This is a genomic window from Paenibacillus sp. FSL R10-2782 (assembly GCF_038592985.1).
GTDB lineage: Bacteria > Bacillota > Bacilli > Paenibacillales > Paenibacillaceae > Paenibacillus > Paenibacillus terrae_C.
Window position 1 is genome coordinate 5,283,556 of sequence record NZ_CP151951.1, and the last position, 15,470, is coordinate 5,299,025.

At 48.7% G+C, this 15,470-nt stretch carries 12 protein-coding genes; 6 read left to right on the forward strand and 6 right to left on the reverse strand.

Annotated features, from left to right (window positions below; translation table 11 throughout):
* Positions 1–6 precede the first annotated feature (6 nt).
* Both NST83_RS24105 and NST83_RS24110 read right to left on the reverse strand, forming a co-directional pair.
* The gene (locus tag NST83_RS24105) at positions 7–1,791 is read right to left on the reverse strand and encodes a sensor histidine kinase (RefSeq protein WP_342415933.1); all 1,785 of its coding nucleotides are present in this window, start codon (positions 1,789–1,791) and stop codon (positions 7–9) included.
* Positions 1,788–3,419, reverse strand: coding sequence for a response regulator (locus tag NST83_RS24110; protein ID WP_342415934.1), 1,632 nt, complete (start codon positions 3,417–3,419; stop codon positions 1,788–1,790). The genes NST83_RS24105 and NST83_RS24110 overlap by 4 nt, the downstream gene beginning before the upstream one ends.
* Positions 3,420–3,562: 143 nt before the next feature.
* Between NST83_RS24110 and uxuA the strand changes: the two genes are divergently transcribed.
* Both uxuA and NST83_RS24120 read left to right on the forward strand, forming a co-directional pair.
* Entirely contained in the window at positions 3,563–4,699 is a 1,137-nt protein-coding gene (uxuA, locus tag NST83_RS24115) for a mannonate dehydratase (RefSeq protein WP_342415935.1), read from the forward strand.
* Positions 4,696–5,550, forward strand: a complete 855-nt coding sequence (locus tag NST83_RS24120) for an SDR family oxidoreductase (protein ID WP_342415936.1) — start codon at positions 4,696–4,698, stop codon at positions 5,548–5,550. The genes uxuA and NST83_RS24120 overlap by 4 nt, the downstream gene beginning before the upstream one ends.
* A 121-nt stretch (positions 5,551–5,671) precedes the next feature.
* Here the strand turns inward: NST83_RS24120 and NST83_RS24125 are convergent, their stop codons facing one another.
* From NST83_RS24125 to NST83_RS24140, 4 genes are all read right to left on the reverse strand, one after another.
* Entirely contained in the window at positions 5,672–7,396 is a 1,725-nt protein-coding gene (locus NST83_RS24125; RefSeq protein WP_342418035.1) for a glycosyltransferase 87 family protein, read from the reverse strand.
* A gap of 277 nt (positions 7,397–7,673) precedes the next feature.
* Complete coding sequence (locus NST83_RS24130; protein ID WP_342415937.1) at positions 7,674–8,384, reverse strand: MBL fold metallo-hydrolase; 711 nt, start codon at positions 8,382–8,384, stop codon at positions 7,674–7,676.
* A gap of 338 nt (positions 8,385–8,722) precedes the next feature.
* Positions 8,723–10,129, reverse strand: coding sequence for an alanine/glycine:cation symporter family protein (locus NST83_RS24135; protein ID WP_342415938.1), 1,407 nt, complete (start codon positions 10,127–10,129; stop codon positions 8,723–8,725).
* 178 nt (positions 10,130–10,307) lie between these two features.
* Complete coding sequence (locus NST83_RS24140) at positions 10,308–10,880, reverse strand: TetR/AcrR family transcriptional regulator (RefSeq protein ID WP_137060767.1); 573 nt, start codon at positions 10,878–10,880, stop codon at positions 10,308–10,310.
* Between the two features lie 270 nt (positions 10,881–11,150).
* Here NST83_RS24140 and NST83_RS24145 point away from each other — a divergent pair, with 270 nt between their 5' ends.
* The 4 genes from NST83_RS24145 to NST83_RS24160 all read left to right on the forward strand — a co-directional run bounded on the left by NST83_RS24145 (position 11,151) and on the right by NST83_RS24160 (position 15,245).
* Entirely contained in the window at positions 11,151–11,891 is a 741-nt protein-coding gene (locus NST83_RS24145; RefSeq protein WP_342415939.1) for a phosphate ABC transporter ATP-binding protein, read from the forward strand.
* Complete coding sequence (fetB, locus tag NST83_RS24150; protein ID WP_342415940.1) at positions 11,888–12,649, forward strand: iron export ABC transporter permease subunit FetB; 762 nt, start codon at positions 11,888–11,890, stop codon at positions 12,647–12,649. Before NST83_RS24145 ends, fetB begins: the two co-directional genes overlap by 4 nt.
* 249 nt (positions 12,650–12,898) lie before the next feature.
* Positions 12,899–14,260 carry an amidohydrolase family protein gene (locus NST83_RS24155; protein ID WP_342415941.1) on the forward strand — a complete coding sequence of 454 codons (1,362 nt, stop codon included), beginning with the start codon at positions 12,899–12,901 and terminating at the stop codon, positions 14,258–14,260.
* A gap of 82 nt (positions 14,261–14,342) precedes the next feature.
* Positions 14,343–15,245, forward strand: a complete 903-nt coding sequence (locus tag NST83_RS24160) for an AraC family transcriptional regulator (RefSeq protein ID WP_342415942.1) — start codon at positions 14,343–14,345, stop codon at positions 15,243–15,245.
* Positions 15,246–15,470 lie beyond the last annotated feature (225 nt).

The window sequence follows — 15,470 nt, forward strand, 5'->3', positions numbered from 1 at the left end:
TGGATATCATTGGGCGGAAGAAATAAAAGACTCCCGATCCGCCGGAATTAAAATACGAATCTCTGTTCCCTCGCCGGGTACGCTGCGAATATTAAGCTCAAAGTGGCTTCCGTAGTAAAGCTTCAGACGATAGATGACATTTTGCAGACCGATACGCTCGCCCATTTCCTCCTGTCTTTGCATGTAACTGTACAGCCGCTGTACCTGTTCCAGAGACATGCCGACTCCATCATCTCGAACCGTTAGCATCAGCCTCTCCTCCCGACACTCAAAATGAATCTGGATGCGTCCCCCATGCTTCAGCGGCTCAATGCCATGGATGCTTGCATTTTCAACCAGCGTAAGCACAACCATTTTGGGAAGCAGATAGTCCAGGTCCTCGGGTCGTGCCTGCACTTCGTATTGTATCCGCTCCCCAAAGCGGTATTGCTGGATTTCCAGAAAACAACGGATCAGCTCCAGCTCCTCACGCAACGTAACCCTATCCTTGTTCCACACCAACGAATTGCGAAAAATTCGTGCCATATTATGAATAATGCGGGCTGTCTCGTCCTCATGCTTCATCAGGCTTCGCATGCGAATGGTCTCCAGTGCATTGAACAGAAAATGTGGGTTGATCTGGCTGTGAAGTGCATTAAGCTGGGCATGCCTGCGCAGAATCTCCAAATTTTTTCGCTGAATATCCGCCACATAGACATCATTAATTAATCGCTTTATTTTGAGCATCATTCGATTAAATTCACCTGTTAGCTGCCCGATTTCATCTCGCGATTCTGTACCGGGAATCAGTTCAAAATGCTGATTTTTCACCTTTTTCATATGCTTCAGAATACGATGAATGCGCACGTTCAGCGAACGTGTAATCCAGATGATGATCAAAGTAGGCAGCAGCATATTCATGCAGATTAACAGCAGGACAAAATTGCGGGATTCCTCCATTTCATACAGTACTTCATCGCCCGATACCGCAGCCACAATGCTCCAGTCATTGAGATTACTCGTTAGCACATAACTTGTCTTGAACTCTATAGTGTCCTTGGGCTGTTGGAGGGTATTATAGGACACGACCTTATGATTGATATCAATCTTGGGATCCGTCGTATATTCGATTTCTCCCCGTTCGTTGAGTAGAAAGAGACTGCCCCGCAAATTCAGATTATGGAAAATCTCTTGAATGGACGACATTCGCAGCTCTATTTTCAGTATTTTCTCGCGGCCATTTTGGGAATAAAAATAGTTCATCCGCCGAATCAGGCTAAAGGGATACTGCTGCTCGCCCGTACCGTCGTCAGTACGTACAAATATAGGCTTGGACTGCCGTCCGGGCGGGATTTTGCTATACCAGGACAAGCTTTTAACCCGCTCATCTATATAGCTGATCCCCCCGGAATTCAGTAGAGTCGGATTATCTGTGTAGATCGTCATTCCATCCACAGAATGGTATACAGGACTGTAAGTATTGTTTAACATACGACGTAAATAAGAATCATAGGCGGCAATATATTCAGCGGGATGGGGGTATGTTTGCTCCAATAGTTCGTTTAGCTGATGATCGGTATAAAAGATAGACGAGATTTCCATCGCATCTTCAAACTCACGGTAAAACTCAATTTTGATCTGCTCCAGCGCACGGGAAATATCCTGCATACGCTGTTCCTTCACATTTTGCGAGGTGACGTGGTAAAAAATCAGATTGGTCAGCACCACTGGCGCAAATACACAGAGAAAATACAGCAGCAGCATTTTATCCCGCAGGCGGACATGGTCAAGGGTTGAGCGCAGCATCCTCATTCGCTGTCCCTTTGCGGCTCCACACGGGTATTTAGGCTACTGCGGTATTCGCTTGGCTTGGCCTGCACCAATTTCTCAAATTGGGTGACAAAATAATCCGGGCTGCCAAAGCCCACACGCTCGGCAATTTCATAAATGCGCAAATCGGTCTGACGAAGCAACCGTTTAGCCTCCTGAACCCGTAATTGCAGCAGGAATTCGTTAAAGTACACCCCGTACGTTTTTCTGAACAATTGGCCCAGATAGACCGGATTTATGTAAAAGCGGGCTGCTATACTTTTCAGGTTAATGTTCTCTGCCGCATGCTGCTCAATGTAGGTGCGGATGTGCTGAATTCCTCCCTGTTGACGCTCCTTGCGCAACACTCCAATCATTCGGCTGCTTTCCTCGGCAAAAGCTGTAAATAGCCGCTGTAATTCACCCAATGACAGGTTCATATCCTGCCAGCCCATCATAGGCTCTAGTGACTGAAGCGAGCGTTCATCACCCTGCATATTTTGAATGACCCGCACGATGCTGATTACGCATTGATGCAAGTTCATTTTTACAGCCTCTGGGGCGTAATGTTGCTCACGAAAGATGCAAAACAGATGATCTATGGTCGAATATAGCTCCTCCAACCGTATTTCCTCTATCTGCTCCGTCAAGCAATCCAGTACATCCTGATGGATCGTCCTGTATTGGAGCGTTGGTATTTCCTCCTCCTGATACAAGACAATGCCGCTGCGGTCATGAATGTATTTATGGAGCGCCGCTTCCTTGGCACGTTCATAGGATCTATGGATATCTTGCAATCGTTGAACAGGGCTCCCCATGTATATAAAGACCCGGTTACCCATCTGATTTTTCAGTAACTCCATCTCCTCCAATTCTCGTTGTAGCGCTTTCACAAAAGCGTCTGCCCTGCATTCAAAGCTCTTCAAAAAGAAGTCCGGCACTATGATGCCAATCCGGTTACGGTGCTCATGGACATAGAGAGGATACTTACCATCCATCAAACGATAAAGTGCCTGCTCTACAAGCTCTCTGAATTGGAAAAGAGACAGCGGAACAGCGTTGCCATCGGGACGCCAGGGATGCTGATCATTCAACTCGACGAGCACATAGTACATATGGGCAGCTTCTCCAAGACGTAGCTGCTGTTCCCAAGCCGGCACCACGACGTCATCTTCCCCATTCATCGTCAGTGTCTCCAACAGTTCACCTGTACGGCGACTCTGATAGAGCTGTGCATTCTGCTGCTCATGATACAGCCTTTTACTCAGCCTGCGCAGTGTAGCCGAAAAGTCCTTCTCATCAATCGGCTTGAGCATAAAATCGTGAACCCCGTGGCGAAGTGCCTGCTGTGCGTAAGCAAAATCGCTGTAGCCGCTCAAGATAATAAACGCAGGATGATCCGTCCACCGTCCGATTACACAACGAATCAGCTCCAATCCGTCCAGCACAGGCATACGAATATCGGTGATGACCAGATCAGGATGAACGCTGCCGATCAGTTCAAGTGCATCCTCACCGTTATCCGCCTCCCCAACGACCTCAAAGCCGCAGGCTTCCCAATCCATGAGTTGAAGCAGTCCTTTACGAGTGAATATTTCATCATCTACTACAATGGCTCGATGCAGTTTCATAACCTACTTCCTCCTTTTGGTTTGAGCGCTATTTTATTTTGGTTAACTATTCCAATTATATCTAGCAATATGGTAATGTGGAAACATCGGGAAATGGAAATTGCTGTTACACCTATTATATGACGAATGGAGCGGTGCAAAGCATGCGCATGGTATTTCGTTGGTTTGGTGAAGGAAACGATACGGTAACGCTGGAACAAATTCGACAAATTCCGGGGGTAGAAGGGATCGTGTGGGCGCTACACGATATACCAGCCGGAGAAGAATGGCCTTTGGAACGTATTGTGGCATTTCGAAAGCAGGTTGTACAGGCGGGATTTCACAATGAGGTCGTTGAAAGTGTGAATGTGCATGAGGATATCAAGCTCGGACGATCGACGCGCGATCAGTATATCCATAACTACATACGTACATTGGAAAAGCTCGGACACAACGGCGTAAAGGTCGTTTGCTATAATTTTATGCCCATTTTTGACTGGCTGCGAACCGATTTGCACAAGGAACTGGAGGACGGCTCCACGGCCCTTTTTTTTGAAAAGTCACGAATTGAAGGGATTAATCCGTTCGAACTGGTACGCCGAATTAACGAAAATAGCTCGTTAACCATGCCCGGCTGGGAACCGGAGCGGCTGGAGCATCTGACGGCTTTGTTTGAAGCGTACACCCACGTCACGGAGGAAGACCTGTGGACGAATCTCGCCTACTTTCTGGAGGCCGTTATTCCCGCTGCCGAACGCAGCGGCATTCGGATGGCTATTCACCCCGATGATCCGCCATGGTCTGTTTTTGGACTGCCACGTATCATCACAAGCCAGGCTCATTTGCGCAGGCTGCTGGCGCTGTACGACAGTCCCGCGAACGCGATTACCCTATGCTCTGGCTCGCTGGGAGCCAACCCCAATAATGAAATCGCTTCTATGATTTATGAGTTCAAGGATCGTATTCCGTTTGCCCATATTCGCAATGTGCGTGTATCCGCTAACGGAGATTTTATCGAAACATCTCACCGAACTCAGGATGGAACCGTCAATATTGCGGGCATTGTCCAGGCGTATCACGATGTTGGCTTTACGGGCTACGCCAGACCGGATCACGGTCGCCACTTGTGGGGAGAGCAATGCAGACCCGGATATGGACTGTATGACCGCGCACTTGGGATTATGTATCTGTGGGGATTGTGGGATGCACTGGCATGTAACCAGGTCCGACACATTTCCCCTGTTTCCAAGACAGAAACCACGCTGACCGGATCCGTCCATACGAAGGAGTCGACCCTATGAGCACACTTTCTCTACACCCTTCACTGGCAGGCAAAACAGCAGTAGTTACAGGCGGTGCCGGAGTGCTATGCAGCGCGATGGCACGCGAGCTGGCAAGGCAAGGCGTGAAGGTCGCTATTCTGAACCGAACGGAAGAAAAGGGCCTGCATGTAGTCCATGATATTCAGGCCGCAGGCGGAGAAGCGATGGCTGTGGCCTGTGACGTCACCGAAGCTGACAGCGTTCGGCGGGCCGAACAGGCGGTACGCGAGCAATTCGGCGCTTGTGATATTCTGATCAACGGAGCCGGAGGGAATCACGCGAGCGCCAATACAACCCGCGAAACCTTCCGGCTGGAGGATCTGACGCAGCCGGATATCACCACCTTCTTTGAACTGAGCATACCCGGTTTTCGCCAGGTGCTGGACGTCAATTTTATCGGAACGCTCATTCCGACACAAATATTCGCACAGGGCATGACAGGACGTTCAGGGGCAGTCGTGCTGAACATTTCCTCTATGAGCGCTCCTAGCCCGATGACCAAAGTTCCGGCTTACAGCGCAGCCAAGGCTGCCATTAACAACTTCACACAATGGCTGGCTGTCCATCTGGCTGAAGCGGGTATTCGCGTCAACGCTATAGCACCGGGCTTTTTTCTCACAGAGCAAAACCGCAGTCTGCTAACCCGCGAGGACGGCTCCCTCACTGAACGTGCGGATAAAATCATCGCTCACACCCCCATGCGCCGCTTCGGCGTACCGGACGATCTGCTTGGCACTCTATTATGGCTCGTGGATGAACAAACATCCGGCTTTGTTACAGGGACAGTAATCCCGGTAGACGGCGGCTTTATGTCGTATTCCGGGGTATAAATAAACGTGTATTGATGTCATGAAAAAAACCGCTTCTTTGGCTTAATGGTTTATGGCTGTTATACCTGCCACTTCCATTTCGCCAAAGGGCGGTTTCTTTTTTACCCTATTTTATAATGGGCTATCTTTCAATCGTTGTGTTCACACCTTGGGGAGACGCTCCCCATACGTGCTTCCCGGAAGCAAGCTCCGGCGCAACCCTGTCCTCGGCGGACTTGGCCTGAATCGTGGCGGACTTGGAGCAATCCCATACCACTTTGACCAGATACCCAAACAGCAGCACGTTCAACAACGAGGTCACACATAGAATAACTCCATAGCTGTCCCGAGAGTTCGAGCTATAGAAAATATCGAAGGTGTTCAGGAAAATCGTGAGACTGAATCCACCCGCAAGCCATAAAAATCTCCGGTCCCGCAAATACAGATACGCCAGCACTGCCAACGCCGCGGCCGGGAACAGATACCGTTCATGCATGCTGGAAGCGAAGGTGAACACACCCGCAATCTGCACCAGTGCAGCCACGGCCACAAACTCTGGTTTGCCACTGCGTGCATACATCCACCACGTAAACAAAGTCACCAGCACAATGCCGATCATGCCCCATGTGTGGTAGCTGAACAGGAACAACGTCGTTGTGTCCTGCGTGTAGTTGCCACCGATCAGTGCGAAGAAATTATATGCGTTCACAGAAGCATACGGATACTCACCAACCGTTCCTTTGTATAAATCAAGCAGCCATAATGGCTCCTGCCCCCATGAAAATGGCAGCACGACCAGAATTGTCGTCACAACCGCTGCACCTACAGCCAGCAACCAAGGTTGTATTTTACGTTGTCTCAGCAGCTCGAAAAACAGAATCGGGCCATAAATAATCCCCTGTGGCTTCATCAACACCGCTATCGTAAACAATACAGTGGACCAGCCTACTCTGTTTTCCACCAACAACACAACCATACCCACAATCAGCAATGTAAAGAATGAATCTACTTGTCCCCAGAAGGTCGAATTGATAAACACCGCCGGGTTAAATACATAGAACAATGCCAGCCCGATGCTGATTCCAAAGCCAACCCTTTTGCTCGCCAACCGATACAGCATGTACGCTGTCGCGATATCGGCTAATATATTCGGAAGCCGTAGCAGCACGGACATATAGGGACTGAAAGCGTCCGTAGAGCCGATTTTACCGATCACATATAAAATATAAATATAGAACGGCGGATAGTCACTTGATCCGTTCATGTAAAATCCCGTTAAGCTATCCGCTGCTGTTGTAGCCCAGTTCCGGAATAGCATTAAATCCATGTGCCCCGATATCCACGGCGCTATCGCCATTCTTAAAAAGAAGCCCGCACCAAGCACGGTCCATAACATCAAACCCCGGTTACGTTCCCCAATCTTCCATACACTGGCCCGAAAACGATACACAATGAATACAAACGTACCGAAGAACAAAGCGGCAAAGATCGCAAGCGGAGTTGCATAGGCAGATGAAGACTGTCCGCTTCTTCCACCGCCCATACCACTACCGGGTCCGCCCTTGCCCATCCCGGGGCCACCGTTACCGGACATACCGCCCGGACCTCGCTGTTGTCCGTCTCTGACAGCACCGTTGCCTCCGGAGGTAGACGTGTCATTCCCGGTCGTAGTACCTTGATCGCCCGATGTCGATGTACCTTGGGTGAATGAATCGGCAGATTGGCCTGTCGTACCTTGACTCTTACCGTTAGAGCTGTTCATGGTATCCGTCGATGTCGAATTGGAGCGAGTATCCTGCCCTACATTTCCTGCTCCACGATTTCCAGCGGTCTGTCCGTTCGAGGGACGTTGCCCCGACGCTCCCATGCCTCTACCGGGTCCGCCTCCTCCTCCAAATCCGCCGGACGGGCCCTGTCTAATAGCCGCAGACTGGGATGCCGAGCTGCCAGAATAACTCCATAACGAAACCACACTAACCACAGCACACAATATGAGACTGAATAGAAGTATATACTTCAGGCGGTTCCCTTTCCACACGTTCAAATCCGATGCACCTCTCTCTGTATCTATTTTCCTCATATTGTATCTGTCATAGCTGAGGGCATCGTGAGTTCTGGCTGAAAGTTGGCTGAATACAGAATCATTACTTCACAAATTGTCCCTCCATCTCCTGAATTGCCCGTTCGATTGAGTCCTGTGGATGTTCAAGCAGGTTGCCATGTCCGACAGCCAACAGAGATGGCTTGAATCGCGCCAGCTTTTTGGCGCTTTCCAGTGAAATTCCCCTGTTCCAGGTGGCCAGAGCGGGAAATGGAAACAGCGGCTTGAGCCTCCCTGACACCGCAACGCCGCCTCGGACCTGGAAGGCATCGCCTGCAATCAATGCGCGGGTACGAGTGTCCAGAAATGCCATCGAGCCTGGCGTATGTCCCGGTGCGCTGACCGCCAGCAACGAACCCACATGGTCCCCTTCTTGCAGCAGAACGTCAGGCTGTGTACGGATGTTTTTGGGTACACTGCCCCGAATTGGAGTATTCGGTTCACCCGCATCCAGCGATACATCGCCCTTTAACAGCCGCCCATCCCGTCTGGAAATGAATACTTGCACATCAGGATGCCGCTCCTTCAACTTATCCAGTGCACCTACATGATCCTCATGGGCATGAGTAAGTACAATTCGCAGGATTGGCTGCCCCATCCGCGCAGCAGCCTTTTCGATCCCATCTGCACTATAAGGAAGTCCGGCATCTATTAATGTCAGTCCCTCCTTTTCCTGCACCAAATAGCAGTTCACCGGGAACAGTCTCGGCAGAAACGTCAATTGAACTATATGCTGCACCTGAACAACACGCATCCATCTCATCTCCTCATCTTGATTTAAACTAATTATGTTAGTATTATAACTAATATAATTAGTTTAAATCAAATCTTTTCGCAGATATTCCGCATCAAAAAGGCAGACCTCAGAATAACATCCCTGGTCTGCCTCTCCCTACTATGATGTGAATGCTTCTAAATCCATCACCCCTGCTGGATTGCCTCAGCAATGGGCGTGCTGCCTGACGCCAAATTAATCGCACGATGATACGTCTGCCGTTCATCCAGTACTGCTACTACCACTGCAGCTACATCCTCACGGGAAATGGTACTAGCGGAAGGATCATCGCCCGTAGTTTGTGATCAAGCGCTGCCTTAAAGCTTCCCTTCCCGTCCCCAGCACTCCACTTGCTCCAGCCCCGGAATGCTGTCTTTATAGAACACAGGGTCCTGACCCGCCTTTTTCTGCCGTGAATAATCCTTTAAGGCTGCAAAAGCGACTCGGGATAAAAGGGCAATAGCAATCAGATTGACGACAACCATCATGCCCATAAATAAATCAGCCATATCCCACACCAGCTGCACCTTGGCCACTGCTCCGAAAATCACCATACCAATCACGGCAACCCGATAAAGCCATACCCAGATTTTCTTCGATTTCATAAACTCGATGTTCGTTTCGCCGTAATAGTAGTTACCGATTAATGTGCTAAAGGCGAACAAGAATACCATAATGGCAAGGAAACCGGACGCCCACGGGCCGATGTGCACACTCAGAGCCGCCTGGGTCAGCTCAATCCCGCTAAGCCCCGGCTTCGTATACGCCCCGGATAACAAAATAATCATTGCCGTGCTTGTACAAATAATAAGCGTATCCGTTAACACTCCAAAAGCCTGAATCAAGCCTTGCTTGACCGGATGGCTCGTGTCTGCGGTAGCTGCTGCATTCGGTGCACTCCCCATTCCTGCTTCATTGGAAAATAAACCACGCTTGATGCCGTGCATCAAGGCTGCCCCGATGGAGCCGCCCGCAACCTGCTCGAAACCGAACGCACTGCGTACGATCAGGGACAGCACCTGCGGCAATTGCTGAATATTAATGATCACAATAAACAGCGCAATTCCGATATACAGCGCCGCCAGTACGATGACGATATACTCGGACATTTTGGCAATCCGCTTGATCCCTCCAAAAATAATGACCGCAAACACAGCCGCCATCAGCAGACCTACCACTAACCGATTCGTGCCGAAGGCATTTTCGAAAGCCAGCGTAATCGTATTGGACTGCACCGCGTTAAAGACCAAACCAAAGCTCAGTGTAATCAGTATCGCAAAAACAATACCCATCCACCGCTTTTTCAATCCGATCTCCATGTAATACGCCGGACCGCCACGGAATCCGTCTTTGTCCTTCACTTTATATACCTGAGCTAACGTACTTTCGACGAAGCTGGAGGCTGAGCCGATGATCGCAATGATCCACATCCAGAACACTGCACCTGGGCCGCCCAGCGCAATAGCAAGAGCAATCCCAGTAATGTTCCCCGTACCCACGCGTGCCGCCATGCTGATGCAAAATGCCTGAAAAGGCGAAATGCTGTCCCTGGAGCCGCGCTTCGACTCTTTCAGAACGCGGAACATATCTCCGATCATTCGTACTTGCAGACCCTTAGTGCGGAACGTAAAAAATAGTCCCAATGCGATCAGCATGACAATTAACAACTTGGACCAGAAAAAGTCGTTAATTACACCGATCACATCCTGTAAAAGCTGTTGCATCCACAATCCCCCAATATCCCTTGATTCATTCCCGCTGTAGAACCGGTTCCATATTCGGCCGTTTAACAGTATTTTTTGAGTATAACAATTTTTAGCCACACAGAACAGATAATTATACATTTTATTTTATAGAAGCCATTAACAGGAAACCTCACAGAGTTTGAACCTCATGTTATACTCATTTCTGCTGCACACGCAAACCTGCCAAAAAAGTGTTCATCATGACTTCAATACTCCGATCCACTTCTACGGGTAAACCAAAGCCGCCCTTCTGTTCGAGCGAGGCAAAACCATGAAGCAGACTGCGAAACCCCCTCGCCGCATGAACACAATCCTCTTCCTTAAATCCGTAACCGCTGGAAAGAACAGAAATAACAAGCTCCGCCACACGATCCGCAGCCTGCCTCATTTCGATATTACTTCGATCAGTTGCATACAGCATCGCTTCATACAAACCAGGTCGCTCGCGGGCATATCGCATATAGGCTCTCCCCATAGCTGTCATTGCATCGTCACCCGCTCTTCCAACCGCCGCGCTCATCAAAGCTTCCTCCAACTGTCGCAGGCTGTGCAGAGCCAGCACTTGGCGCAGTCCGTTCAACCCGTCCACGTGGTTATACAAGGACGGAGGGCGAATGCGCAGCTTCTGCGCCAGCGTGGTGAGCGTAACATCGCCCATCCCCCGTTCATTGGCAATGTCCTCAGCAGCCTGTATAATCTCTTGCAGCTTCATTCCGTTTCTGGGTGACATCAGCATTTCTCCTTTAATCGAATTTCTAATTTCTATGTAAGGCATTTACGTGAGCATTTTGCATAAAGCGTCGGGAATCGAATGATGCAAAATGCTGACGTATAAAAATACAAAATGAGTCTGATTTCTATTTTAGCTAATCCTGTTAGTTTATACAAAGAAGCTATGGTTTGAAAGCATATCAGCTTCTACTGATATAATGAACGAAACAGGATCATAGGGCAGGTCTGACCACTTTTTCGATCCCATGCAAAGGAGAACACTATATCTATGGATTCCATACCACTTCCAGCCATTGAATTTAAGCACATCACCAAATACTTCACCGGGTCTGAACAGCAGCGTGCTGTCCTCAACGGAATTACGGCAAAAGTCTCTCCCGGCAAAATCACCACGCTGGTCGGCCCATCCGGGTCTGGCAAAAGCACGCTGCTTTCACTGTGTAATCTTCTACTGACGCCGGATGAAGGAGAAATCAGCGTATTCGGCAAGCCTATTTCTGAGTGGGAAATCCCTGAGTTGAGACGGAGGGTCGCACTGGTTTTTCAAGATGCCCCCATGCTGCAAGGAACCGTTCTGTACAATCTCCAGACTGTAGAACGATTGCACGGCACGGTACTGCATGATCCCCCCGGCCTGTTAGAGCGCGTAGGACTCTCCCGTGATCTGCTGGAGCAAAAGGCGCAGGAGCTGTCCGGTGGTCAAAGACAGCGCTTGGCCTTGGCGCGAACGCTCGCGAACCGCCCGGATATTTTACTGCTGGACGAGATTACTTCCGCACTGGACCCGGCCTCGGTCAAAGAGGTAGAGGAGCTACTGCTTCAAATGAACAAACAAGAGGGAACGACGATGATCTGGATTACGCATCATATGGAACAAGCCCGCAGAGTGGGCCATGAAACATGGCTGATGATCGACGGAAGATTGGTGGAGCAGGCAGATACCGAGACTTTTTTCCATGCGCCACAGCATAATGAAACCCGCAGGTTCATAGCAGGAGAATGGGTATGACGATTGTTGCCCTGATTCTTTCCCTCGGCTTTGTGTTCATCGCCATCGTCATATCCAAATCCTTCAAGCTCGGTCTGGATCGAGATATTATTATCGCCACGATCAGGGCATCGGTCCAACTGCTGGCTATCGGTTATGTATTACATTTGATTTTCGGGATGCAAAGCTACGGATTTATCATATTATTCATTCTGCTTATGATCACCGTAGCCTCCCAAAATGTCGCGCGCAAAGGACGATTCATTCCCGGCCTGATGTGGAAATCATTCCTGACGCTGCTGTGTGTGGAAATCGTTACACAGGCATTCCTGATTAGCCTGCATATCATCCCGGCGACAGCCCGGTATATGATCCCTATTAGCGGCATGATCATTGGCAGCTCCATGATTCTGTCCAGCCTGCTGGTATCCCGGCTCAAGTCGGAGGTGCTGCTGCGCAAGCCTGAAATTATGCTCATTCTGGCACTAGGCGGCACGCCGAGACAAGCTATTTTCCCGATATTCAAGGATTGCATACGCTCCAGTATGATTCCAACCATCGAGGGACAGAAGACACTCGGGCTGGTCCAGCTTCCCGGCATGATGACTGGGCAAATCATAGCAGGTGCCAATCCCATTGCCGCCGTTCGTTTGCAGCTACTAATCGTATTTACCACTATGACCTCTGCGATTTTGACCAGCGTACTGCTCAGCCTGTTTATTTATCCGGCATTATTTACCCGCCAGCAGCAGCTTCGCACAGAAGCATGGGAACGCTAATTCCTATCCAACTCAGGCGCAAAGGCACTGAAATCCAAAAGCATGAAGCATATCGTTTTATTGTGCAAAAGTCTATCTGCCAGATGATCGGCAGGTAGGCTTTTAGTGTATATTCTGGTCCCTGCACGACAAAAAATACTGTGATTTATACCATCATCAGGCTTATAATATACATATATAGGTTAAACATCGCTCTAAGAGAGGTCAATAGAAACAAGTCATCTAACAACACACAAAGGAGATAAAAAGATGAACCATCGTTTATTAATCCAAAACGGCTGTGTACTCACGCTCGATAAGACAATGGGTGATTTTAAGAAAGCGGATATTCTTGTCGAGGGAAAAAAAATTATCGCTGTTCAGCCGGAGCTGGAAGCATCCGATTGCGAAGTTGTTGACGCAACAAATATGATTGTTATGCCGGGATTCGTAGATACACATCGTCACACCTGGGAGTCTGTCGTTCGGAATGTAGGTGCTGATTGGTCGCTCGAAAAGTACCTGGGGCGTATGTACTATGGGAATATTGGAGCTAAATTACGTCCGCAGGATGGGTATGTAGCGAATCTGCTGGGCGCGCTGGAAGCGTTGGATGCAGGGGTTACCACGCTACTCGATTGGTCGATGATTAATTCACCCGATCATACGGATGAGCTGATCCGGGGCTTGCAAGAATCGGAAACACGAGCGGTCTTCGCCCACGGAGTTCCTGGTGATGGCGAATATTGGTCCAGAGAAAGCCAGATACGACAATCCGATGACAGCAGACGGGTGAAAAAGCAGTATTTCTCATCAGATGACCAACTGCTTACCATGGGGTTAGCCATAAGAGGACCAGAATTTAGCGCATGGGAAACAGCAGTCGATGAGATTCGATTCGCTCGTGAGCTTGGTGTGCTTTGTACAATGCATTTAGGGTTCGGGACATGGGGTTCGGTGGATCGTTCGATTGAAAAATTGCATAAAGCTGGACTGCTCGGATCGGACCTTAACTTTGCCCACGCCAATACACTCAGCTATGAGGAATATAAGCTAATCGCAGATTCAGGCGCCTCCATTTCCGTTACTCCGGAAATCGAAATGATGATGGGACATGGCTATCCGGCTACAGGGCTATTTATGGAGAACGGAGGAAGACCCTCTTTAGGAGTCGATGTCGTAGTATCGACTGGTGGAGACATGTTTGCACAAATGAAGTTCGCCTTGCAAGCAGAACGCTCCAGAATCAATGGAAAGATTTTATCCACAGGAGAAATGCCGGTGGAACTCACTATTTCAGCAAGGGACATTTTAGAATTTGCGACGATTGATGGCGCCCGAGCATTGGGACTGGATCATAAGATCGGTACGTTAACCCCGGGGAAAGAAGCCGATCTGATTATGATTCGAACCAACGATCTGAATATGTTCCCAATAAATCATCCAGTCGGTGCTGTTGTGCAATGCGCCAACACGAGCAACGTCGATTCAGTGTTTGTGGCTGGGAAAGCTGTCAAACGGAACGGAAAAATGCTGCATGTAGACGTCCAACGCTTGCGCAAGTTAGCCAATGAGTCGAGGGATTATATTTTCTCACAATACGGGGTGCCTGAAGAAGCATGGCCAATCTGATTGGCTGTAGGGTGCCATGCAACTCAAGTCAAATATTCCTGAATTCCGCTTGTTAAGATGGAATTGAAAGGAGGGAACCATCGTGTACGAATGGAACGAAATGGTCCAGCTCATGATTGATTGGATTGATGATAACCATACTTCAGCACCATCGTTGTTGAGAATGTCCAATCAGTTAGGCTACTCCCCTTATTACTGCACAAAACAGTTTCATTCTCTTACAGGAATGACGTTAAGGGATTATGTGTGGATGCGCAGGATTAGCCGCGCAGCCCTTGAACTCAGGGATAGCAATGTCCGCATCCTCGACGTTGCCATAAAGTATGGGTTTTCTTCACAGGAGGCTTTTACACGAGCATTTGTAAAAGCCTTTGAGGTGACCCCCGCTGTATATCAAAGAGAGCCGAGACCTATTCCGTTAGCGATTCGTGTTGAAGTGTTCTCTCCTTATCATTATCATTTAAAGGAGCGGGATCAGATGGTTAAGGAACATTTGCAAGAAGCCGAAATTAAAATTGAGCGTATACCAGCACACAAATTTATTGGAATCTGGGATACCTCTTCTCGAAACTACGGTGATTTCTGGAGAAACGGTCATAATTGTGATGAAATTTGCGGAACACTGGAAAGCATGTCTCATCTCAAGCTACCCGGACAATTGGGTCAAACCGCAGGCTGGTTCTATCAGGATGGTCAGAAGGGCTATCTCTATGGGATACCGGTTGCCGCTGATTACGCTGGAGAGATTCCAGCAGGAATGGAGTGCCAGAGCATTCCCGAATCAGATTACCTGGTTTTTTTCCACCCTCCCTTCAATTATTTAAAAAACAATGGAGAGATTATGAGAATTGTGGAGGAGAAGGCTTGGAGCTTTGACCCTGCCAGCATGGGATATGAATGGGATGAGGAAACGAAGCAGGATTATCAGCGGCATTTCCCGGAGGGATACGGCTACGCAGTGTTACGTCCAGTGAAAAAAATGTAGGGTGAAAAGTTCCCAAGAAGCCGCCACGATGATGTAAATATAGAATAAACCGACCGCTAAATCATACAATTGTCGGTTTATTCCTGACCAGGATTTTTATTATTTTAAGAATTATATTTAGGCAAACCATACTTTTTCGTGTCTAATCAAAAATACTTCCAACACCCATATATCCGTTATGTAGAGGAGTAAAATAGAACAAGACAAAAGAAACTTGCGACTAAT

Bases quoted from the DNA above. Each gene is read 5' to 3' on its own strand.
- NST83_RS24145 (WP_342415939.1), top strand. From the start codon at position 11,151: ATGGATTCCATACCACTTCCAGCCATTGAATTTAAGCACATCACCAAA.
- NST83_RS24140 (WP_137060767.1), bottom strand. From the start codon at position 10,880: ATGTCACCCAGAAACGGAATGAAGCTGCAAGAGATTATACAGGCTGCT.
- uxuA (WP_342415935.1), top strand. From the start codon at position 3,563: ATGCGCATGGTATTTCGTTGGTTTGGTGAAGGAAACGATACGGTAACG.
- NST83_RS24125 (WP_342418035.1), bottom strand. From the start codon at position 7,396: ATGGGAGCGTCGGGGCAACGTCCCTCGAACGGACAGACCGCTGGAAAT.
- fetB (WP_342415940.1), top strand. From the start codon at position 11,888: ATGACGATTGTTGCCCTGATTCTTTCCCTCGGCTTTGTGTTCATCGCC.
- NST83_RS24110 (WP_342415934.1), bottom strand. From the start codon at position 3,419: ATGAAACTGCATCGAGCCATTGTAGTAGATGATGAAATATTCACTCGT.
- NST83_RS24135 (WP_342415938.1), bottom strand. From the start codon at position 10,129: ATGCAACAGCTTTTACAGGATGTGATCGGTGTAATTAACGACTTTTTC.
- NST83_RS24130 (WP_342415937.1), bottom strand. From the start codon at position 8,384: ATGCGTGTTGTTCAGGTGCAGCATATAGTTCAATTGACGTTTCTGCCG.
- NST83_RS24155 (WP_342415941.1), top strand. From the start codon at position 12,899: ATGAACCATCGTTTATTAATCCAAAACGGCTGTGTACTCACGCTCGAT.
- NST83_RS24105 (WP_342415933.1), bottom strand. From the start codon at position 1,791: ATGAGGATGCTGCGCTCAACCCTTGACCATGTCCGCCTGCGGGATAAA.
- NST83_RS24120 (WP_342415936.1), top strand. From the start codon at position 4,696: ATGAGCACACTTTCTCTACACCCTTCACTGGCAGGCAAAACAGCAGTA.